The organism is Streptomyces sp. NPDC093591 (assembly GCF_044764885.1).
Classification (GTDB): Bacteria; Actinomycetota; Actinomycetes; order Streptomycetales; family Streptomycetaceae; genus Streptomyces.
Genome location: NZ_JBIWIY010000006.1, coordinates 90,891 through 112,879 on the forward strand (window position 1 = coordinate 90,891; position 21,989 = coordinate 112,879).

Annotated in this window: 15 protein-coding genes; 10 read left to right on the forward strand and 5 right to left on the reverse strand. The window is 71.7% G+C overall.

Translation table 11 applies throughout. The annotated features are described in order from the left end of the window. Positions 1-126: 126 nt before the first annotated feature. Complete coding sequence (locus tag ACIREI_RS14645; protein WP_403332234.1) at positions 127-1,671, reverse strand: alpha/beta hydrolase; 1,545 nt, start codon at positions 1,669-1,671, stop codon at positions 127-129. Positions 1,672-1,733: 62 nt separating this feature from the next. Further along, the gene (locus tag ACIREI_RS14650; protein ID WP_403332237.1) at positions 1,734-4,529 is read right to left on the reverse strand and encodes a YbhN family protein; all 2,796 of its coding nucleotides are present in this window, start codon (positions 4,527-4,529) and stop codon (positions 1,734-1,736) included. Positions 4,530-4,715: 186 nt separating this feature from the next. Between ACIREI_RS14650 and ACIREI_RS14655 the strand changes: the two genes are divergently transcribed. The 5 genes from ACIREI_RS14655 (at position 4,716) to nudC (ending at position 14,994) form a co-directional block, all read left to right on the forward strand. Next, positions 4,716-5,165 carry an MGMT family protein gene (locus ACIREI_RS14655; protein ID WP_403332240.1) on the forward strand — a complete coding sequence of 150 codons (450 nt, stop codon included), beginning with the start codon at positions 4,716-4,718 and terminating at the stop codon, positions 5,163-5,165. Positions 5,166-5,476: 311 nt separating this feature from the next. Beyond that, entirely contained in the window at positions 5,477-8,845 is a 3,369-nt protein-coding gene (locus ACIREI_RS14660; protein ID WP_403332243.1) for an ATP-dependent helicase, read from the forward strand. Positions 8,846-8,960: 115 nt separating this feature from the next. After that, the gene (locus ACIREI_RS14665) at positions 8,961-12,482 is read left to right on the forward strand and encodes an ATP-dependent helicase (RefSeq protein WP_403332246.1); all 3,522 of its coding nucleotides are present in this window, start codon (positions 8,961-8,963) and stop codon (positions 12,480-12,482) included. A gap of 10 nt (positions 12,483-12,492) precedes the next feature. Next, entirely contained in the window at positions 12,493-13,896 is a 1,404-nt protein-coding gene (locus ACIREI_RS14670; RefSeq protein ID WP_403332249.1) for a dipeptidase, read from the forward strand. A gap of 156 nt (positions 13,897-14,052) precedes the next feature. Further along, on the forward strand, positions 14,053-14,994 hold the full coding sequence (gene nudC / locus ACIREI_RS14675; protein ID WP_403332252.1) for an NAD(+) diphosphatase: 942 nt from the start codon (positions 14,053-14,055) through the stop codon (positions 14,992-14,994). Between the two features lie 71 nt (positions 14,995-15,065). Here nudC and ACIREI_RS14680 read toward each other — a convergent pair whose 3' ends face one another. Further along, complete coding sequence (locus ACIREI_RS14680; protein WP_190069482.1) at positions 15,066-15,308, reverse strand: mycoredoxin; 243 nt, start codon at positions 15,306-15,308, stop codon at positions 15,066-15,068. A 185-nt stretch (positions 15,309-15,493) separates the two neighbouring features. On the opposite strand from ACIREI_RS14680, the gene ACIREI_RS14685 reads away from it, so the two are divergent. The 5 genes from ACIREI_RS14685 (at position 15,494) to ACIREI_RS14705 (ending at position 19,396) form a co-directional block, all read left to right on the forward strand. Next, complete coding sequence (locus ACIREI_RS14685) at positions 15,494-17,692, forward strand: ATP-dependent DNA helicase UvrD2 (protein ID WP_403332255.1); 2,199 nt, start codon at positions 15,494-15,496, stop codon at positions 17,690-17,692. 165 nt (positions 17,693-17,857) lie between these two features. Further along, positions 17,858-18,184 carry a hypothetical protein gene (locus tag ACIREI_RS14690; RefSeq protein ID WP_403332258.1) on the forward strand — a complete coding sequence of 109 codons (327 nt, stop codon included), beginning with the start codon at positions 17,858-17,860 and terminating at the stop codon, positions 18,182-18,184. A gap of 174 nt (positions 18,185-18,358) precedes the next feature. Beyond that, entirely contained in the window at positions 18,359-18,727 is a 369-nt protein-coding gene (locus ACIREI_RS14695; protein WP_403332261.1) for a WhiB family transcriptional regulator, read from the forward strand. Continuing rightward, the gene (locus ACIREI_RS14700; protein WP_403332264.1) at positions 18,724-19,047 is read left to right on the forward strand and encodes a hypothetical protein; all 324 of its coding nucleotides are present in this window, start codon (positions 18,724-18,726) and stop codon (positions 19,045-19,047) included. Before ACIREI_RS14695 ends, ACIREI_RS14700 begins: the two co-directional genes overlap by 4 nt. Before the next feature lie 139 nt (positions 19,048-19,186). Beyond that, positions 19,187-19,396, forward strand: coding sequence for a hypothetical protein (locus ACIREI_RS14705; RefSeq protein ID WP_403332266.1), 210 nt, complete (start codon positions 19,187-19,189; stop codon positions 19,394-19,396). 9 nt (positions 19,397-19,405) lie between these two features. Here ACIREI_RS14705 and ACIREI_RS14710 read toward each other — a convergent pair whose 3' ends face one another. Both ACIREI_RS14710 and ACIREI_RS14715 read right to left on the reverse strand, forming a co-directional pair. After that, positions 19,406-20,776 carry an ABC1 kinase family protein gene (locus ACIREI_RS14710; protein WP_403332269.1) on the reverse strand — a complete coding sequence of 457 codons (1,371 nt, stop codon included), beginning with the start codon at positions 20,774-20,776 and terminating at the stop codon, positions 19,406-19,408. After that, entirely contained in the window at positions 20,769-21,989 is a 1,221-nt protein-coding gene (locus ACIREI_RS14715; protein ID WP_403332935.1) for a TOMM precursor leader peptide-binding protein, read from the reverse strand. The genes ACIREI_RS14710 and ACIREI_RS14715 overlap by 8 nt, the downstream gene beginning before the upstream one ends.

Genomic DNA, 21,989 nt, shown 5'->3' on the forward strand with positions numbered 1-21,989 from the left:
CCCCTCGCAGGCCGTCCGCACCGTGCCGCGGATGGCGGTCAGGCCATAGTAGGCGGATCCCGAAAGTGCGGTAGCGGCCTGTGGATAACTCTCTGACCTGCTGATTTGTGGCTCCTCCGCTCGGGTTCAAGAGCAGACGGTGCCCGCCGCCGGCACCTTCCCGTCCAGCAGATAACCGTTCACCGCGTCCTGCACGCACTTGTTCTTGCTGTTGTACGCCCCGTGCCCCTGGCCCTTGTACGTCAGCTCGACGCCCACTCCCTTGCCCAGTGCCTGGACCATCCTCCGCGCGCCTTCGTACGGCGTCGCCGGGTCGCCCGTGTTGCCCACGACGAGGATCGGCGCCGAGCCGGGCGCGCTGACCTCGGGATGGTCGGCGGCGCCCGCCACGGCCCAGTCGGTGCAGCTGAGCATGGACCAGGCCAGGGAGTCGCCGAACAGGCTCGAGGCGGCCCGGAACTGGGGCAGCCTTCGCTCCACGTCCTCGGCTGTGTAACGGGCCTTTTGGTCGGCGCAGTTGATCGCCACGTTGGCCGGGATGATGTTGCTGTACTCGCCGTTCTCACGGCGTCCGTTGCTCGAGTCGGCCAACAGCAGCAGGGCGCTGCCGTCACCGTCGTACGCCTGCACCAGGCCCTGGGTGAGGTACTCCCAGAAGTTCTTCGAGTACAGCGCCTGCAGGATGCCGGAGGTCGCGGCGGTCTGGGTCAGCTCGCGGGGGAAGATGCCCTGGATCGGTTTGCTGTCGAGGTTCTTCAGCAGTTCGGCGATGCGGTCCTTGACGTCCTGGGCGTTGTCGCCGATCGGGCAGTCCGTCTTTGACGCGCAGTCCGCGGCGAAGTTGTCCAGCGCGAGCTGAAATCCCTTGGCCTGCGCGAGCGCGTTCTGCTCGGGGTTCTGTGTCGGGTCGACGACCGCGTCGAAGACGGCGCGTCCCACGTTCTTGGGGAACAAGTGGGCGTAGACACCGCCGAGTTCGGTGCCGTACGAGATGCCGAAGTAGTGCAGCTTGTCGTCGCCGAGGACCTGTCGCATCAGGTCCAGGTCACGAGCAGCGTCGGTGGTGATCACATGCGGCAGCATCCCCTTGGAGTTCTTCTCGCACGCCGCGTTGAACTCCTTGGCACTGTCCAGCAGTTCGGTCCGCTCGGCGGCATCGTCCGGGGTGGCGTCCTGCTGGAAGTAGGCGTCGAGCTGCTGGTCGTTCTCGCACCGCACGGGCTCGCTGCGGCCGACCCCGCGCGGGTCGAAGCTCACCAGGTCGTAGCGGGTACGCAGTTTCGCGTATCCGCCGGCGAAGGAGGGCAGGCTGGTGACGCCGGAGCCGCCGGGACCACCGAAGTTGAAGATCAGCGAGCCGATGCGGCGGCTTTCGTCACCGCCGGCCCTCACCCGGATCAGCTCGATGCCGATCGTGTCGCCCTTGGGCTCGTCCCAGTCGCGCGGGGCCTTCATCGTGGCGCACTGCCATGTGCCGCCGTCCGGCAGAGGTGACGGGCTGCCCCTGCCGCCCTGGGCCTGGGAGGGGGCGGGGCAGTCCTTCCAGCTCAGCTCCTGGGCGGTCAGATCCTCGTCCCCGGAGTCGTCGTCGCTGCAGCCCGCCAGCAGGGCGGGCACCAGCAGGGCCGTGGCGGTCAGGGCGGCTGCGCGCATCCGGGGAGGGGTCGGCATGGTTCCATCCTGCGGCCGTACGAGGTGGGGCGCTCGGGGCGCGAGCCGTACGAGGGATCGCGCTACAGAGCGCCCTTGCGTGTCAGGTGGTTGAAGGCCAGCCAGCCCGGCAGTACCGGCAGCCACAGCGTCAGCATCCGGAACAGCAGCACCGCCGGAGCGGCTACCTCGCTCTCCAGGCCGACAGCGATCAGACCGACCGTCAGGGTCACGTCGACGGCACCCACGCCGCCGGGGGTCGGGGCCGCCGAGCCGAGCGCGTTGCCCGCGAGGAAGACGACGGCCACGCTGGCGATGCTGAGCGAGGTCCCCTGGCTGCCGAACGCCCGGATCGACGCGTCCAGGCACATCACGAAGCAGGCGGTCAGCAGCAGCATGCCGCCGATGCCGGTGACCAGCTTCTGCGGCCGCTGCAGCACATCGAGCATGCGCGGCACGACACCCGCGAACAGCGACCTCACGCGCGTGACGACGAACTTCCGCAGGAACGGCACCGAGGTCACCACGAGCACCAGCACCGCCACCGTCAGCAGACCCGCGATGACGGTCCGGGACGGCGACAGCGAAGGCGTCTTCTCGGTGCCGGTCAGATAGCCGAAGGACAGCAGCATCAGGATGTGGCAGCCGAGCCCGAACAGCTGTGACGCGCCGACGCTCGCCACCGCGAGCCCCGGCCGCACTCCCGCGCGCTGCAGGAAGCGCGTGTTGAGCGCGACGCCGCCGACCGCCGCCGGTGCGACGATCTTCACGAACGACCCGGCGACCTGCGCCGCCACGGTCCGCCGGAACGGCACCCGCTCGGGCACGAAGCCCAGCAGCGCCATGGCCGCCGCGAAGTAACTGCACGCCGAGAACAGCACGGCCGCGGCCACCCAGCCCCACTGGGCGTTGGCGATGAGCGGGCCGAACTCGATGTGTGTGAGCTGTGTCAGCAGGAAGTACGCGGCGATCGCGCCGGCGATGAAACTGATCAGCGTGCGCGGCCGCACCCGCTCCAGGCGGGCCGGCTCGACCGGCGCCTGCGGCCTGATCAGCAGCACCTCGTGACGGATCTGCGTGAGCAGGTCCTCTTCGCGCGCCTCGTCCAGAGCCTCGTCGATGGCCCGCTTCTCGGCCCGCGCCTGCGCCCGTACGGTCTTCTTGTCCGGCTTGTCCGGTACGGCGCCGGTGTCGCCCGTGGCTTCCTCGCTGCGGGCGTGCTTGGCGTGCCGGGACGCCTCCAGTACCGCCTCACGCTCGCGCTGGGCCCTCTCCCGGGCCAGTCTGCGCAGCGTCGCGCGCGTGGAGCGGCTCAGCGCGATGGGCTGCAGCATCGGCAGACAGTCGGCGACGGCGTCGGGGCCGAGCACGCTCACCGCCGACGCCACCGCACGCTCGGCGCCCACCCGGAGGCCGAGCGTCACCAGCAGCTGGGAGATGTCCATGCGCAGCAGCAGATTGTTGGCCGCGATCTCGCCGATGCGCAGGTCGCTGATGATCACCTTGCCGGAACGATCCACCAGAATCGCGTCACCCACCAGCCGGCGGTGCGCGATACGCCGGGACTGCAGCGCCTTGACCTGGAGCCAGGTGCCGCGCAGCAGCTCGTCGGTGATCTCCTCGTCCGGCAGCGAGTCCAGGGTGTGCCCGCCGGTGTGCTCGTAGACGAGCATCACGGCGTCCGGGCCGAGCTCGGAGGTCGCGATCAGCTTGGGGGCGTTGGCACCGGCCGCGATGGCCGCGTAGGCGAGCAGCGCCTCCTGCTCCAGGGCCTGGCGCAGCGACTGCAGGCTGCTTCGGGTGGCGAAGCCGCGCAGCGTCAGATTGCGCCACGCGCGATAGAAGAACCCCTGCGCCTGCTGCTCCCGGTCGACCACCGTCACATCGAGCGGCGGACCGTCCTCGAGGGTGACGAAGTAGCGCCGGCCCCTGTCGCCGGTCTCCTGTGAGTCGGAGATCTCCTCGCGGGCAGCGCTCACCGGACGGAAACCGACGTGCCTGAGGCCCGCCATGAGAGTCCGCCCCGTGGGACGGACATTGGGCGAGCCGACCGCGTACAGCGTGCCGTAGGCGACGGTCCAGCCGATCAGCAGCGTCAGGAGGATCGAGAACGGCGTCGTGTAGCCGGTGACCAGCATGGAGAAGGCGTACAGGACCAGGACCGCCCAGAGGACCGCGCGCCAGCGAGGTCTGCGGGACATGCCCACGGCCGTCATGTACGCGATGACCGGCGCGAGATAGCCGTGCACCGGGTCGGTGAGGGAGCCGAGGTCGCCGGGCGACGGCTGGGTGAGCGCGTCCCGGATGGACTCCGGGGCGGCCCGCGCCACCCACAGGTCGGTGGCGAGTGTCACCCCGTGCGCGAGGACGGCCGCGAGGACGCCGTCGGCGATGCGCAGCCCGTCCCGCTTGATCAGACGTTCGATCGCGAAGGCGACGGGCACCAGGAGGATCGCGATGCTGGACACCAGTCCGGCGATCTTGCTGAACAGGTCGGGTGCCTGCCCGGTGCCCTTGTTGATGTCCTGCTCGAGACCCGAGGTGGTTCCGTGCGCGAACGCGGCGATCGCGAGCAGCAGGGCGATGCCCAGGACGCCCACGAGGAGTCGCATCAGGTCGGACGGACGGTGCACGCGCGCGGGGAGCAGCGGTTCGTCGCCCTCGACCTCGTCGACGTGTACCTCTTCGAGGTCGTACGGCGCCTTCCCCTCGATGGCCTTGCGGCCGGCGTCGCTCGGGTCGGCGCCCTTGGTGGCCTCGTCCTTCTTGCGGCCGTCGCTCTCGCCGTTGTCCTTCTTGCCGGCGTTCGCGGTGTCCGGGCGCGACGAAGCGTCAGAGGTGCTCTCCGCGTCCTCCGGGTGTGCACCCTGTTGCTTCATCGTCTCTTCTTGATCTCGTATCACCAGTCACCGCCCGCACGATGGTGGCATGCCCCACCGACACACGGGGGCATCAGGGTGCAAATGCGGGGGCGCACAGTCTGCCCGAAGCGCCGCCGCGGGGCGAGGCACACGCACGGTGGCGAGCACGTCACATTGTCGGTGGGATGGGGCAGGATGGGCCGGATGAGCGAGGAGAGCCTTCCGGACGACGCCTGCCTGGAGTACGACGACGCCCGCCCGGAGCCCGCGCAAGCCCGGCCGGAGCCCGCGCAAGCCCGGCCGGAGTCCGCGGACGCGCTGCCGGAGTACACCGAGCGGGTCCTCGAGGTCGCCGAGCTGATTCCGCCGGGCCGCGTCATGACGTACGGGGACGTCGCGGAGTGGCTGGGGGAGGCCGGGCCCCGGCAGGTCGGCCGCGTGATGGCCCTCTACGGGGGAGCCGTCCCGTGGTGGCGGGTGGTCCGCGCGGACGGGGCCCTGCTGCCGGGCCACGAGCTGAGAGCGCTGGAGCACTACCGCGCCGAGGGCACGCCGCTGAAGGAGGCGAGCAGGGCCGCGGAGGGCCACCTGCCGCGCCTCGACATGAGGCGGGCGCGCTGGGACGGCGGCGAACGCGCACAGGGTCACACCTGACAGCTTCCGCCATCGGAGGGCTCGCTGTGTGACCTGTGATCCGAACGAGGGAAAGGGGGCACGTGCGTGGCATGACGTACGTTCGTGAGTCGAGGGACGCACGTGCCACAAGTGAACCGAGGGATGAATCGGAAGCCCTGCTTCCGCACGGTCCGTCGGCGTAGCGTCGGCTGCGCGTGTCCCTCTCACCCCGCGGCCACCGCCCGCCACGCGCGAGGGGCGGCCCAGCCGCCACCGGGCCACCAGCCCTCAACGACGGCGCACCGCGCCGGCACTGACAACTTGCACACCCACCAGGACCGGCGAACCACGTGAGCTCCTCTTCCTCCTCCAGGCGCCTGTCGCACCCCCAGGTGCGACAGGGGGCCCGTGGCGCTTACCGGCTGGTGCGTACCCCTCCGGTCCAGGTGGCCCCCCCTCGTCTGGACGCCGCGCAGCGCGCCGTGGTTGACCACGCGACCGGCCCGATGCTCGTCCTCGCAGGTCCGGGCACCGGAAAGACCACCACCCTCGTCGAGTCCGTGGCGGCGCGCATCGCCCGTGGCGCAGCCCCCGAGCGCATCCTGGTGCTGACGTTCAGCCGCAAGGCCGCCGTCGAACTGCGCGACCGTATGGCGCTGCGCATAGGCGCGGCACGCGCGCCTCAGGCGACCACGTTCCACTCGTTCTGCTACGCCCTGGTCCGCGCCCACCAGGACAGCGACCTGTTCGTGGAGCCCCTGCGGCTGCTGTCCGGTCCCGAGCAGGACGTGACCGTACGGGAGCTGCTCGCGGGCCAGCCCGGCCTGGAGCGGCTCGGTCTGGCCAACGTGCGCTGGCCGGACGAGCTGCGCGCCTGCCTGACCACCCGGGGCTTCGCCGACGAGGTCCGCGCGGTCCTCGCCCGCAGCCGCGAACTGGGCCTCGGTCCCGACGCCCTGGACGCCTTCGCCCGCCGTATCGGGCGACCCGACTGGCGTGCCGCGGCGTCCTTCCTCGCCGAGTACCTCGACGTGCTCGACCTGCAGGGCGTCCTCGACTACGCCGAGCTGGTCCATCGCGCGGTGCTCCTCGCCCGCCGCCCCGAGGCCGCCGAGCGCATCGCCGCGCAGTACGACGCCGTGTACGTCGACGAGTACCAGGACACCGATCCGGCCCAGGTACGACTGCTGCACGCCCTCGCCGGCGGCGGACGCACCCTCGTCTCCTTCGGCGACCCCGACCAGTCGATCTACGCCTTCCGGGGCGCCGACGTGAACGGCATCCTGGAGTTCCCGCACGCCTTCCCGCGCGCGGACGGCCGCCCCGCCCCCGTTGAGGTCCTGCGCACCTCACGCCGCTCCGGCGCCGCCCTGCTGACCGCGACCCGGCTCCTGACCCAGCGCATGCCGCTGACCCGGCTCCCGGCGGAGAAGGTACGCGCCCACCGAGAGCTCGCCCCCGTCCGCGAGGGCGGCCGCGTCGAGGTCTTCACGTACCCGACCCCCGGCACCGAGCTGGACAACATCGCCGACATCCTGCGCAGGGCCCACCTGGAGGACGGCGTGCCCTGGAGCGAGATGGCCGTCCTGGTGCGCGCCGGGTCGCGCACGATCCCGACAGTGCGCCGGGCGCTCACCGCGGCCGGGGTGCCCTTGGACATCGACGGCGACGACCTGCCGCTGCGGCACGAGCCGGCGGTGGCGCCCCTGCTGACGGCACTGCGGGCGGTGGCCACGGCGGAGGCGCGGCCCGCGCGGGGCGACGGTGACGCGCCTGCCGAGGCAGCGGCCGAAGCCGAGGACGACGCCGTGACCGACCGGCTCGACCCCGATGCCTCCTGGCTCGACACCGAGACCGCGCTCACCCTGCTCGCCTCCCCACTCGCCGGCATGGACGCCGCCGACCTGCGCCGCCTCGGGCGGGCCCTGCGCGACGAGGAGCGGGCCGCGGGCAACCCGCTGCCGCCCCCCTCGGACGAACTGCTCGCCCGAGCACTGGCCGAGCCGGAGCGGCTCGCGGTGCACGACCCCACGTACGCGCGTGGCGCCCAGCGCCTCGGCGCGCTGCTCCGCAAGGCACGTGAGCGCCTCGCGAGCGGCGGTACGGCCGAGGAGGCGCTGTGGGACCTGTGGGAGGGCACGCCGTGGCCCACGCGCCTGGAGCGGACCGCCCGCCGCGGCGGCGCGGCCGGACGGAACGCCGACCGTGACCTCGACGCCGTATGCGCACTGTTCGCGACCGCGGCCCGCGCGGAGGAGCGCAGCGGCGGCCGGGGCACCCTGAACTTCCTCGAGGAGATCGAGGCCGAGGACATCGCCGCCGACACCCTCACGCGGCGTGCCGTACGCCCCGACGCCGTGCGCCTGATGACCGCGCACCGCTCCAAGGGGCTGGAGTGGCGCCTGGTCGTCGTCGCGGGCGTCCAAGAGGGCCTGTGGCCGGACCTGCGCCGCCGCGGCTCCCTCCTGGAAGCCGACCGCATCGGCCGCGACGGGCTCGCCGAACCGCTCACCCCGGGGGCGTTGCTGGCGGAGGAGCGCCGCCTGTTCTACGTCGCCGCCACACGCGCGCGTGAACGCCTTGTCGCCACCGCGGTGAAGGCCCCGGCCGACGACGGGGACCAGCCCTCCCGCTTCCTGACCGAACTCGGCGTCGAGCCGAAGGACGTGACGGGCCGCCCGCGCCGCCCGCTGGCCGTCGCCGCGCTCGTCGCCGAACTCCGGGCGACCACGGTCGACCCGCGCGCGTCGCACACCCTCAGGGAGGCCGCCGCAGGCAGACTGGCCCGGCTCGCCGCGCTCGTCGACGAGGACGGCCGCCCGCTGGTCCCGTCCGCGCACCCCTACCGCTGGTGGGGCATGTTCGAGCCGACCGAGGCCAAGGTGCCGCTGCGCAACCGTGACCAGCCCGTCGTGCTCTCCGGAAGCGCCCTCGACCAGCTCGCCAACACGTGCGCTCTGCAGTGGTTCCTGGGCCGCGAGGTGAAGGCGGACGCCCCCGCGACCGCCGCCCAGGGCTTCGGCAACGTGGTGCACGTCCTCGCCGACGAGGTCGCCTCCGGGCACACCCCGGCCGACCTCGCCGTCCTCATGGAGCGCCTCGACTCCGTGTGGAACGCGCTGGCCTTCGACGCGCCGTGGAAGTCGGCGCAGGAGAAGGACAACGCGCGCGTGGCGCTCGAACGCTTCCTGAAGTGGCACGTGATGGACCGCGCGGGGCGGACGCCGGTGGCGAGCGAGCACGACTTCGACGTCACTCTCGCAGCGGGCGACGTCGAGGTCCGCATCCGCGGCCAGATGGACCGCGTCGAGACCGACGGCGAAGGACGCGCCTACGTAGTCGACTTCAAGACCGGCAAGCAGGCACCCAGCGCCGCCGAGGTGGCCCGCCACCCGCAGCTCGCCGTCTACCAGCTCGCCGTCCGCGAAGGCGCCGTGGACGAGGCCTTCGACGGCGTACGCCCGGAACCGGGCGGCGCCGAACTCGTCCAGCTGCGCCAGGGCGCCGCCAAGCGGGACGGCGGCGAGACGCTGCCCAAGGTGCAGGGGCAAGAGCCCCTGGACGGCCCTGAGGGGGAGTGGGTCGGCGACCTGCTGGCCACGGCGGCGGGCAAGGTCCTCGACGAGCGGTTCACCCCCAACGCGGGCCAGCACTGCACACACTGCGCGTTCCGGGCGTCGTGCAGCGCGCGGCCCGAGGGGCGCCACGTGGTCGAGTGACCGTTGGTCCAGCAGTCGGCGTGACGGATCGCACCACACGTGCTGACCTGCGCTTCTCCCGGCCCGAGGAGCGATCCGTCATCGACTGTCGGTGCCCGCGGCTAGCCTCTCCGATGTGTCCGCCCGTATCACCGATCCCGATCAGCTCAAGGAGCTCCTCGGCATCCCCTTCACCCCGGAGCAGACGGCGTGCATCATCGCGCCGCCCGCCCCGCAGGTGATCGTCGCCGGAGCCGGATCGGGCAAGACGACGGTGATGGCGGCGCGCGTGGTGTGGCTGGTCGGCACCGGCCAGGTCGCGCCCGAGCAGGTCCTCGGCCTGACCTTCACCAACAAGGCGGCCGGTGAACTCGCCGAGCGCGTCCGCAAGACGCTCGTCAAGGCCGGCGTCACCGACCCCGACGTCATCGACCCGGACAACCCTCCGGGCGAGCCGGTGATCTCGACGTACCACGCCTTCGCGGGCCGACTGCTGACCGACCACGGCCTGCGCATCGGCCTCGAACCGACCTCCCGCCTGCTCGCCGACGCCACCCGCTACCAGCTCGCCGCACGCGTGCTGCGCGAGTCCCCCGGCCCGTACCCGGCCCTCACCCGCTCCTTCGCCGACCTGGTCAGCGACCTTCTCACCCTGGACGCCGAGCTCGCCGAGCACCTCGTACGGCCCGAGGCCCTGCGCGCGTACGACGCCGAGCTGCTGCTCACCCTGCAGGGCGCCAAGCTCTCCAACGCCGATCTGCGCAAGGTCCCCGAGACGGCCGCCGCGCGCCGCGAACTGGCCGAGCTGGTGGTCCGCTACCGCGCCGCCAAGCGGGAGCGCGATCTGCTCGACTTCGGCGACCAGATCGCCCTGTCGGCGCAGCTCGCCAAGATCCCCGAGGTGGGCCGCAGCCTGCGCGACGAGTTCCGGGTGGTCCTCCTGGACGAGTACCAGGACACCTCCGTGGCTCAACGCGTCCTTCTGGCGGGCCTGTTCGGGGACGGTACCGGCCATCCGGTGACCGCGGTCGGCGACCCCTGCCAGGCGATCTACGGCTGGCGCGGCGCCTCCGTCGCCAACCTGGACGACTTTCCCGAGCACTTCGCCCACGCCGACGGCCGCCTGGCCACCCGCCAGGCGCTCAGCGAGAACCGCCGCAGCGGCGGCCGCCTCCTCGACCTCGCCAACGGTCTCGCGGAGCCCCTGCGCGCCATGCACGCGGGCGTGGAAGCCCTCCGCCCGGCCCCCGGAGCCGAGCGGGACGGCACCGTCCGCTGTGCGCTGCTGGCCACCCACGCCGAGGAGATGGACTGGCTCGCCGACTCCATCGCCCATCTCGTGAACACGGGGAAGGCGCCCGGCGAGATCGCCGTCCTGTGCCGCACGGCGACCGACTTCGCCGAGATCCAGGGGGCGCTCGTCGCCCGGGACGTCCCCGTCGAGGTCGTCGGCCTGTCAGGGCTGCTCCACCTGCCCGAGGTCGCCGACCTGGTCGCCGTCTGCGAGGTCCTCCAGGACCCCGGTGCCAACGCCTCCCTGGTCCGCCTCCTCACCGGCCCGCGCTGGCGGATCGGCCCGCGCGACCTCGCCCTCCTGGGGCGCCGCGCCCGGCTGCTGGTGTCCCACGCGCGCGTGGACGGCGACGACGACCCGGACCGCCGGCTCGCCGAGGCCGTCGAGGGCGTCGACCCCGCCGAGGTGATCTCGCTCGCGGACGCCCTCGACACGTTCCTGGAGACACCGCTCGACGGCGACGGGGACGCCGACCGCCTGCCCTTCTCGCCGGACGCGCGCGTGCGGTTCGCCCGCCTGGCCACCGAACTGCGCGACCTGCGCCGCTCTCTGGCCGACCCGCTGATGGACGTCCTGCACCGCGTCCTCGCCGTGACCGGCCTGGAGGTGGAACTCTCGGCCTCCCCGCACGCGCTGGCCGCCCGCCGCCGCGAGACCCTGTCCAACTTCCTCGACATCGCCGCCTCGTTCGCGGCCGGCGACAATCAGGCGACCCTGCTCGCCTTCCTCGCCTTCCTGCGCACAGCCGCCCAGTACGAGAAGGGCCTCGACAATGCCCTGCCCGGCGGCGAGAACACCGTCAAGGTGCTCACCGCGCACAAGTCCAAGGGCCTGGAGTGGGACGTCGTCGCCGTCCCCGGCCTGGTCACCGGCACCTTCCCCAGCACCAAGGGGCGTGAGAAGTGGACCGCCCAGGGCAAGGTGCTGCCGCACGAACTGCGCGGTGACGCCGACACGCTCCCCGATGTCGCCTCCTGGGACGCCCGAGGCCTGAAGGCCTTCCAGGAGGCCATGAAGGACCACCAGCACACCGAGGAGCTCCGCCTCGGCTACGTCACCTTCACCCGCCCCCGCTCCCTGCTCCTCGGCTCCGGCCACTGGTGGGGCCCCAGCCAGAAGAAGCCCCGCGGCCCCTCCGACTTCCTGCAGGCCCTGTACGACCACTGCGCGGCCGGTTACGGCGAGATCGAGGCGTGGGCCGACGAGCCCGCCGAGGACGAAGTGAACCCCGTCCTGCACCGGGAGACCGCCGACCAGGTGTGGCCCCTGCCCCTCGACGACGCCGCCCTGGCGCGACGCCGCGCGGCCGCCGAGACGGTCCTGGCCCACCTGGAGAACCTCACCTCCCCCGAGCACGGCCACCCAGCCGCGACACACGACCCGGACACGTACGACGATCCGGACTGGCCCCCGCCACCGGACGACGAAGCGCACGAGGAGTACCAGGACTACGAGGATTACGAGGAGTACCAGGAGGATCAGGAGGCGAACGCCTTCGCCGGAGAGGACCCGGCCGACTGGGACTCCTGGACCGTGGACCGCCCCTCGGTCCCGCATCAGGCGACGTCTCCGGACCCCGCCCCACTCCCGGCTCGCCCCCACTCCACGGAACCGGAACACCTCACCCCGGAGGAAATGCGCACCATCGCCTCCTGGGACCGCGACCTCGACGCCCTCACCGGGGAACTCCTGCGCGCCCGCGCGAGCGTCACCGACGTACCCCTGCCGGCGTCGCTGACCGCGTCCCAGCTGCTGAGGCTGGCCGCCGACCCGGACGGATTCGCGCAGGAACTCGCGCGCCCCATGCCGCGCCCGCCACAACCCGCCGCACGCCGAGGCACCCGATTCCACGCCTGGGTCGAGGCCCGCTTCGAAGAGCTGACCCTGCCCATGCTGGAGCCGGAGGACCTCCCCGGCAGCGAGGCGGAGATCGCCGACGAGCGCGACCTGGAGGCCCTCAAGGACGCCTTCGAACGCACCGAGTACGCGCACCGCACGCCGTACCGGGTCGAGGCCCCGTTCCAGCTCGCGATCGCCGGCCGCGTCGTACGGGGCCGTATCGACGCCGTCTACAAGGACGGCGACGGTGACGGGGCGACGTACGAGATCGTCGACTGGAAGACCAACCGCACCCGCACCGCCGACCCGCTCCAGCTCGCGCTGTACCGGCTCGCCTGGGCCGAGCAGCAGGGTGTGCCCCTGGAGTCGGTCGACGCCGCGTTCCTGTACGTCCGCAGCGGCGACGTCGTCCGCCCGGACGATCTGCCCGGCCGGGCCGCGCTGGAGCAGCTGCTGACCGAGGAGCCGGTCGCCCAGGCGGACTGTGAGGAACCGCCCACCGAGGATGTCGGTGCGGGCCGATAGGCTCGTGACCATGAGCCAGACCCCGGACAGCGCCGTCCGCACGTACATCGAGCAGCACCGCGCCGCCTTCCTCGACGACCTCGCCGAGTGGCTGCGCATCCCCTCCGTGTCGGCCCAGCCCGACTACGCGCCCGATGTACGCCGCAGCGCCGACTGGCTCGCCGCCAAGCTCAGGGAGACAGGCTTCCCGACCGTCGAGGTCTGGCCGACCCCGGGCGCGCCCGCCGTCTTCGCCGAGTGGCCCTCCGACGACCCCGAGGCACCCACAGTCCTCGTCTACGGCCACCACGACGTGCAGCCCGCAGCCCGCGAGGACGGCTGGGAGAGCGAACCCTTCGAGCCCGTCGTCCGCGAAGGGCGCCTCTACGCGCGCGGGGCGGCCGACGACAAGGGGCAGGTGTTCTTCCACACACTCGGCGTCCGCGCCCACCTCGCCACCACCGGCCGCACCGCCCCGGCTGTGAACCTGAAGCTGCTGATCGAGGGCGAGGAGGAGTCCGGCTCTCCGCACTTCCGCGCCCTCGTCGAGGAGCGCGCCGAGCGGCTCGCGGCGGACGCCGTGATCGTGTCCGACACCGGCATGTGGTCCGAGGACACCCCCACCGTCTGCACCGGCATGCGCGGTCTCGCCGAGTGCGAGATCCGGCTGTACGGCCCCGACCAGGACATCCACTCCGGTTCCTTCGGCGGCGCCGTCCCCAACCCGGCCACCGCGGCCGCCCGCCTGGTCGCCGCCCTGCACGACGAGCACGCGCGCGTGGCGATCCCCGGCTTCTACGACGGCATCGTCGAACTGACCGACCGCGAGCGCGAACTCTTCGCCGAGCTGCCGTTCGACGAGCAGCAGTGGCTGCGCACCGCCAAGTCCTACGCCACTCACGGCGAGGCCGGTCACACCACCCTGGAGCGCATCTGGGCCCGCCCCACCGCCGAGGTCAACGGAATCGGTGGCGGCTACCAGGGCCCCGGCAGCAAGACGATCATCCCGTCCTCCGCCATGGTGAAGCTCTCCTTCCGGCTGGTCGCGGGGCAGGACCCCGACCACATCGAGAAGGCCGTACGCGCCTGGGCCGACGCTCAGGCACCCGCCGGGATCCGCTGCGAGATCACGTTCAGCGCCGCCACCCGCCCGTGTCTGACGCCGCTGGACCACCCGGCCCTGCAGTCCGTCGTACGCGCCATGGGGCGCGCCTTCGAGGGACCCGTCCGCTTCACCCGCGAAGGCGGCTCGGGCCCCGCCGCCGACCTCCAGGACGTCCTCGGCGCACCCGTGCTCTTCCTCGGCATCTCCGTCCCCTCCGACGGCTGGCACGCACCGAACGAGAAGGTCGAGCTGGACCTGCTCCTCAAAGGCGTGGAAACCACCGCATACCTGTGGGGCGACCTCGCCGCGAACTGGCGCCATGCGCCCTGAGCGCCCCGGGCCGTCCGGAGCGGCCACGCGCGCGGGGCACACTGAGAAGGCCGCCCCGCACCGCCGAGCCCTGCCGCACCCGGTCGCCTCCCGTCGTACGTCCTGCCGATCCGCCCGCCGAAGTTCACCGTTCCACTGGGGGAGTTGGAAGCACCCGTGACCACCTGGACCGACCACACCGCCGACCGACCCATCTCGCTCACCGCCCCGAGCGGCATCGACCGCGCCGCCCACCACCGGCTCGACGAGGCCTGGCTCGCGGCGGCGTGGAGCCACCCCACGACCCGCTGCTTCGTGGTCTCCGGCGGCCAGGTCCTCATCGACGAGACGGCGGACGGGCGCACCGAACTCGTCATGACCCCCTCGTTCGAGGCCCCCCTCACCGAGGCGCACCGCTACTTCCTCGGCATCGACGAGGACGGCGTCAGCTACTTCGCCCTCCAGAAGGACGCGCTGCCCGGCCGTATCGACCAGTCCGCGCGTCCGGCAGGCCTCCGCGAGGCGGGCCTGCTGCTGTCGCCGCGCGACGCGGGCCTGATGGTGCACGCCGTCGGCCTGGAGAACTGGCAGCGCACCCACCGCTTCTGCTCCCGCTGCGGTGAGCGCACCGTGATCGCCGCGGCCGGACACATCCGCCGCTGCCCCGCCTGCGGCGCCGAGCACTACCCGCGCACCGACCCCGCCGTGATCATGGCGGTCACCGACGAGGACGACCGCATCCTTCTCGGCCGCCAGGTCCACTGGCCCGAGGGCCGCTTCTCGACACTCGCCGGCTTCGTCGAGCCCGGCGAGTCCATCGAGCATGCGGTGCGCCGCGAGGTCTTCGAGGAGGCCGGCGTCACCGTCGGCCAGGTCGAGTACGTCGCCAGCCAGCCGTGGCCCTTCCCGTCCAGCCTCATGCTGGGCTTCATGGCCCGCGCCACGTCCACCGAGGTCAATGTCGACGGCGACGAGATCCACGAGGCCCGCTGGTTCTCCCGTGAGGAACTGCGTGCCGCCTTCGACTCGGGCGAGGTCATGCCGCCGTACGGCATCTCGATCGCGGCCCGCCTGATCGAGCTCTGGTACGGCAAGCCGCTGCCCACGCGCAGCGTCTGAGTTCCCAGGACATCCAAAAGAAAAGGGTGGCCGCCCCGAAGCGGGGCGGCCACCCTTTCACAGCGCGTCGATCACACGCCGATCTTCTGCTTCACCTGAGCCAGCGACGGGTTCGTCAGCGTCGAACCGTCCCCGAAGAGCACGGTCGGGACCGTCTGATTTCCGCCATTCGCCTTCTCGACGAACGCCGCGGACTCGGGGTCCTGTTCGATGTTGATCTCGGTGTACGCGATCCCCTCGCGCTCCAGCTGCTTCTTCAGCCGCTGGCAGTAGCCGCACCACGTGGTGCTGTACATCGTCACAGTGCCCTGCATGTCTCGCGCGCTCCTTGGGTGGCTCGGGGGAACAGGTCGTCCAGAGAGGGAACGTACGCGACCGGGGCGCCATTCCCACCCGGGGTATGCCCGGCCACGTGATGCCTGCCGCATTAATACGACTATCAGTGCCTGCCTGTGGACAACCGGCACAGCCGTCTCCGGAGACCTGGCAGCATGGCCGTGTGACAGCAGCAACGCACTCCACCCTCTTCCCGCAGGTACCGGACTCGGCCGACGCGGTGCTCGAAGGGCTCGACCCCGAGCAGCGCGAGGTGGCCACCTCCCTGCACGGTCCGGTGTGCGTGCTCGCGGGCGCAGGGACAGGCAAGACCCGGGCGATCACCCACCGCATCGCCTACGGGGTGCGTTCCGGCATCCTCCAGCCCTCCAGCGTGCTCGCCGTCACCTTCACCAACCGTGCCGCGGGAGAGATGCGCGGCCGGCTGCGCCAGCTCGGCGCCGCCGGAGTCCAGGCCCGTACGTTCCACTCGGCTGCCCTGCGACAGCTCCAGTACTTCTGGCCGAAAGCGGTCGGTGGTTCCCTGCCCCGGCTCGTCGACCGCAAGATCCACCTCGTCGCCGACGCGGCCGCCGCCTGCCGCATCCGCCTCGACCGGAACGAGCTGCGGGACGTCACCGCCGAGATCGAGTGGTCGAAGGTCACCCAGACCGTCCCCACCGACTATCCCCCCGCCGCCGCGAAGGCAGGCCGCGAAGCCCCCCGCGACCCGGCCGAGATCGCCCAGATCTACAACGTCTACGAGGACCTCAAGCGCGATCGCGCGGTCATCGACTTCGAGGACGTCCTCCTGCTCACCGTCGGCGTCCTCCAGGACCGCCACGACATCGCCGACCAGGTCCGTTCCCAGTACCAGCACTTCGTGGTCGACGAATACCAGGACGTCAGCCCGCTCCAGCAGCGGCTGCTGGAGCTGTGGCTCGGCGACCGCGACAACCTGTGCGTGGTCGGTGACGCCAGCCAGACGATCTACTCCTTCACAGGAGCAACCCCCGACCATCTGCTCGACTTCCGCACCCGCCACCCCGGTGCCACCGTCGTCAAGCTGGTCCGCGACTACCGCTCCACCCCCCAGGTGGTCCACCTGGCCAACGGCCTGCTCGCCCAGGCCCGGGGCCGCGCCGCCGACCACCGCCTGGAGCTGATCTCCCAGCGTGACCCGGGCCCCGAACCCGTCTACACCGAGTACACGGACGAGCCCGCCGAGGCCGAGGGTGCTGCCCGCCGCATCCGGGACCTCATGGACTCCGGCATCCCGGCCGGCGAGATCGCCATCCTGTTCCGCACGAACGCCCAGTCCGAGACCTACGAGCAGGCCCTCGCCGACGCGGGCGTCCCCTACCAGCTGCGGGGTGCCGAGCGGTTCTTCGACCGTCCCGAGGTGCGCAAGGCAGGCATCGCCCTGCGCGGCGCGGCCCGCTTCGGTGGCAACGACTCGCTCCTCGACGACGCCGTCGACCTGCCCTCGCAGGTGCGCGCCGTGCTGTCGGGAGAGGGCTGGACGACCGAGCCCCCGGCCGGCTCCGGCGCCGTCAGAGAGCGCTGGGAGTCCCTGGCCGCCCTGGTGAACCTCGCCCAGGACTTCGCCGCGGCCAAACCCGGTGCCACCCTCGCCGACCTCGTCGCCGAGCTCGACGAGCGGGCGAACGCCCAGCACCCCCCGACCGTGCAGGGCGTGACCCTCGCCTCCCTGCACTCGGCCAAGGGCCTGGAGTGGGACGTCGTCTTCCTGGTCGGTGTGGCCGAGGGCATGATGCCGATCACCTACGCAAAGACCGACGAGCAGATCGAGGAGGAGCGCCGCCTCCTCTACGTCGGCGTCACCCGCGCCCGGCAGCACCTCCATGTCTCCTGGTCTCTCAGTCGGGCGCCCGGCGGTAGGCCCAACCGCCGTCCCAGTCGCTTCCTCGACGGACTGCGCCCCGGCTCGACCGCCACCACCGGACGCACGGCCGTCGGCGGCGGCTCCGGAGGCGTCGAGCGCGGCTTCACGAGCCGGCCGGATGCCGCCCCGAGACGGACCCCGCGCACTCCGGCCCGCTGCCGCGTCTGCGGGCGCACACTCACCGACGCCGGTGAGATGAAGCTGATGCGCTGCGAGGACTGCCCCTCCGACATGGACGAGGGTCTCTACGAACGGCTCCGCGAGTGGCGCGCCGTCCAAGCCCGGCTCAGCGGACAGCCGGACTTCTGCGTCTTCACGGACAGGACCTTGATGGCCATCGCTGAAGCGGAGCCGACCAGTCCGGTTGAGCTGTCGCGAATCTCCGGTGTCCTCAAGCGCAAGCTCGAGCGCTACGGAGCCGATGTTCTGGCCATCTGCGCAGGCCAGGAGCTTGGGGAGGGCTCCGGCGGGGAATGATACGAACTCGTCGAAAAAATAGTTTGCGCATGCCCCAGCAATCCCCATAGGTTCTTAGCCACGGGAACGGAGGCCTTCTCGGAGGCCCCAATTCCGTGTTCTACTTGCATACCCGTCGGACTGGTTCACCCCAGTCCCCTTAGACGCCGAGAGGAGGCGAGTCCAGTGATCAGCATCAACACCAGCTCCATCAGCATCGTGAAAATGACCGATCGCTCGGTCGTCGCCTCCCTGTGCATGCTCGGCGCCTCCAACCAGGGCACCGGTCTGTCCGGCATTCGTGCCGAGCGTCCGGCGTCCTCCGTTGCTCCCGCGGGCCTTCCCGTCCGTGAGCGCAATGAGCGACCGACCAAGGCACTGGAAGCGGCAGTAGAGGCAAAGGCGCAGGCCTATGCCTTTGCGGCGACCGGTGCCGGATTCCGGAAGCAGACGACGCAGCACCACCAGATGTGGGCCTTCCGTGGGCCAGAACCCTGGAGTGATCCAGCCTGATCGCAGATCAGGCCGGCGCCTTCAGGGCCGCGGAACCCCATCCGGGATCCGCGGCCCTTCTGTTTGTCCTCCAACGGGGATGACGGAGTGAAGGGGCCTCGGGCCAAGAAAGCCCCGGTACCAGCCGCCACCCGGTCCAACAGGACCGGAACGACCAGACGAGGAAGACGAACCGTGCAACTCGAAGCGCACGCCCCGTCCGTACCGCCTTCAGACGTGATCCCCAAGCCCGGCCCCACGGAGGACCCCACCTTGACCCCGCTCACTGCGCTCACCGCGCTCGACGACGCCATCGAGAACCTCGGCGTGCCCGTCCCCTGCCGCTCCTACGACCCGGAGGTCTTCTTCGCCGAGTCGCCGGCGGACGTCGAGTACGCCAAGTCCCTCTGCCGCACCTGCCCGCTGATCGAGGCCTGCCTCGCCGGCGCCAAGGAGCGGCGTGAGCCCTGGGGCGTCTGGGGTGGCGAGCTGTTCGTCCAGGGTGTCGTCGTCGCCCGGAAGCGGCCGCGTGGCCGCCCGCGCAAGAACCCGGTCACGGCATGAACACCGCAGGAACGATCGACCGTCCCCTCACGCACGACCCCCAGAAGCAGGCCCCGATGAAGCCGTCCACCCACGAACTCGCAGGCTCCGCGCCTGAAGACTTCACCACTAGTGGCGCGAACGACTCGCGTCAGAACAGGAACCGAGAGATGCAACTCATCCAAGAAGCCCTGGCACGTGCGCATATGCACGAGCGACAGCAGGCGGCCGAGCAGGAACGCCGGGCCGTGCGCCTGGCGACCGCTCGCCGTATGCAGCGCCAGGCCGAGCGTGCCTCGAAGCGCGCCCGCCGTGCGCTCGCCATGGCGGTCATGCAGTAACCGAACAAACCGCCAAGCGGTGATGGCCTCCCGACCCGGGAGGCGGTGGCTCCCCGCGGGGGCCGGTCCGAGCGAACGGACCGGCCCCCGCGGTGCGTTGTGTCCGCCCCTCAGTCAGTGGTGGCGTTATCGTCGGCGAGTGACGAGTCTTCCCGGAGGCAGTGACAACGGCGGCTCCGCCGCGGAGCCCCAGCCCCTCGTGTGCGCCCGCTGCGGCACCGAGGCCAAGGCCCCGCAGCCCACCTGGGCCTGCTCCGTGGAGAACGGCATCCGCCACTACATCTGCGACCTTTGTTCCCGGGAGAACCTCAGGGCGATCGAGGGGCGACTGGACTCGGCCTGGTGGTAGGGCGGCCGCTCACGCCTCCGCCGCCGACTCCTCCTCGTCGGTCAGCTCCTCCGGCGCGAACCCCGGCAGCCACTCCTCCAGTTCCTGACGCAGCCGCACCGTCGCGCCCAGCTGGCACAGCACTCCGATTGTGCTCAATGTCACCCGGTGGATGAGGAGGTACGCCGGGGGCAGATTGAGCCGTTTGCCCAGTTGGTACGCGGGAGAGCGGGGGTCGGCCACGCGGGCGGCCTGACTGCGCATCCAGCCGCGGGTGAAGGTGAACGCGTCGACCTGTGCCGGTTCGATGATCGGCAGGAGGTAGTCGAGGACGGCGTCGGGGTCCAGGTCTATTGATTCCTTGACGAAGCCCTCGGTGCAGAGAAGTTCGTAGACGGCCTCCGCCTCGCCGTCCAGGGTCATGCGCAGGGAGTCACCGATGGGGGTCGGCAGCCCGCCGGGGAGGCGGTCGACCGTGCCGAAGTCCAGGACACCGAGCCGCCAGTCGTCCTCGCCGTCCGGGCCGCCCGGCAGAAGGCGGAAGTTGCCGGGGTGCGGGTCGGCATGCAGCAGGCCGGTGCGGGCCGGGCCGGAGAAGAGGAAGCGGGCCAGGAGCTGGCCGGCGCGGTCGCGCTGCTCCTGGGTGCCGTCGGAGATCACCTCCGAGAGCGGGACGCCGTCGATCCACTCCGTGATCAGGACCTGCTCGCTCTGGTGGACCACCGCCGGCACGACGACGTCCGGATCGTCGGCGAACTCCTCCGCGTGCGCCTGCTGGGCCTGTGCCTCCAGGCCGTAGTCCAGTTCCTCGGAGACGCGGTCCTTGAGTTCCGCGATCAGCGGCTTGATGTCCATGCCGGGAATCAGCGGACCCAACAGCCGGGCGAACCGGCTCAGTTGGTTCAGGTCGGACAGCAGTGCCTCGCCGGCCCCCGGGTACTGCACCTTGACCGCCACCTCACGGCCGTCGTGCCACACACCCCGGTGCACCTGGCCGATCGAGGCCGCCGCCGCGGGCTTGTCCTCGAACTCCAGGAACAGGTCGTGCCAGTCTTCGCCGAGCCGCTCCGCCAGCACCATGTGCACGGTGCGCGTCGGCATCGGCGGCGCCGCCTCCTGCAGCTTCGTGAGAGCCGCCCGATACGGGCCGGCGACCTCCTCGGGCAGGGCCGACTCGAAGACGGACAGGGCCTGGCCGAACTTCATCGCGCCGCCCTTGAGCTCGCCGAGCACCTTGAACATCTGCTCGGCGGTGCGCTGCTGCAGCTCGCGCCCGACGATCTCCGCGGACTCGCCGACGATCCGCTTGCCGAGTCCCCAGGTCGCCCGCCCGGCGAAGCCGAGCGGGAGCGCGGCGAGCTTGGCGGTACGGGTGACCGCCTTGCGGGGAAGATCAGACATGCGCCCTCCAAGTCCCAGCCAGCCGCTCCGCGTCTGCCTTACGGCGTGACTCCTTCGGCGGCCGTTGCTCTGCCATTGTCTCGTGCGAACCCTCGTCCTCGGAGGGGTGTTCTCCCTCACCTTTCTCCGTGGCGCCGCAGGGGCACGCGGGATGTGCCCACACCGGCCGGGCGTGCCAGCTCAGACCGGGCAGGGACACCTCCCAGCGTGCACCCGCGCTCGACGGAATCCGGCCGTCCAGGAAGGCCAGGGCGTGTGCCGCCGCCAGCCCGGCGACCGTGGTGGCCAGCGCCAGATCGCAGGGCTGCACCCCGCGAGTCCTTCCCGAGCCTGAGCGCCACTGCGCGACCAGGCGGGGCCAAGCCGGGTCCCGGTCGGTGCGCCCCTCGTTGAGACAGCCTGCGCAGCCGGTCTCGCCGGGCAGGACGAGCGGGCCGACGATGCCGGTGCCCTCCACGACACCGACGTACAGATGGGGCGTACCGGAGGTGATGAGGGGTTCGGCGGCGGACGGGGAGGGCGCGTGCACGGCGACGTCGTCCCGTGGGGCGATGATCACCAGGGAGTGGCCCATGCCCTCCTCCCCGGGAGGTGCCTTGGGGCCGCGGCGTGGTGGACGGTCAGGTGCGCAGTGGCGGGCGGCCCGTCGCGCGGCTTCGTCCCTGCGGTCGCCGACCGCCTCCGCGGGCAGCCCGCCCGGTGTCACGTCCCACGGCTCGACACGGCCGACGTCGCGCACGTCGACGTCGCCGACCCCCGCGCCCGACAGCAGTGACGCCACCACCGTGCCCACTCGGCCGGCTCCCCTCACCTGCACGCGCAGTGAGCGGCGGGCGGCCAGGCGGTCGATCGCCTCGCCCGGCTCGGACGTGGTCAGGGACAGGGAGGCCAGATCGGGGCGCAGCCGGTCCAGGACCTCTTTCTTGCGCCGCAGGGTTTGGGCGGCCGGACCGCCTCCCTTCGTGTCGTCGAGCAGCCCGGCCCGCGCCAGCCGGCGCACCAGCCCCTCGACGTGACCGTCCGGCAGGTCCATACGGCGGCCCTCTTCGCGCAGCAGCTCCACTCCGCGGGTGCCGTTGAGCAGGTCGAGGAAGCTGCCCGTCGCCGTGTCCATCGGGCCCAGCGTCAGCGCGTGCGCCGGAGTCATCCCGAACTGCACGGTATTGAGATCCCGCCAGCCTCGCCTGAGCGCGGGCTTCACCACTGGAGCCAG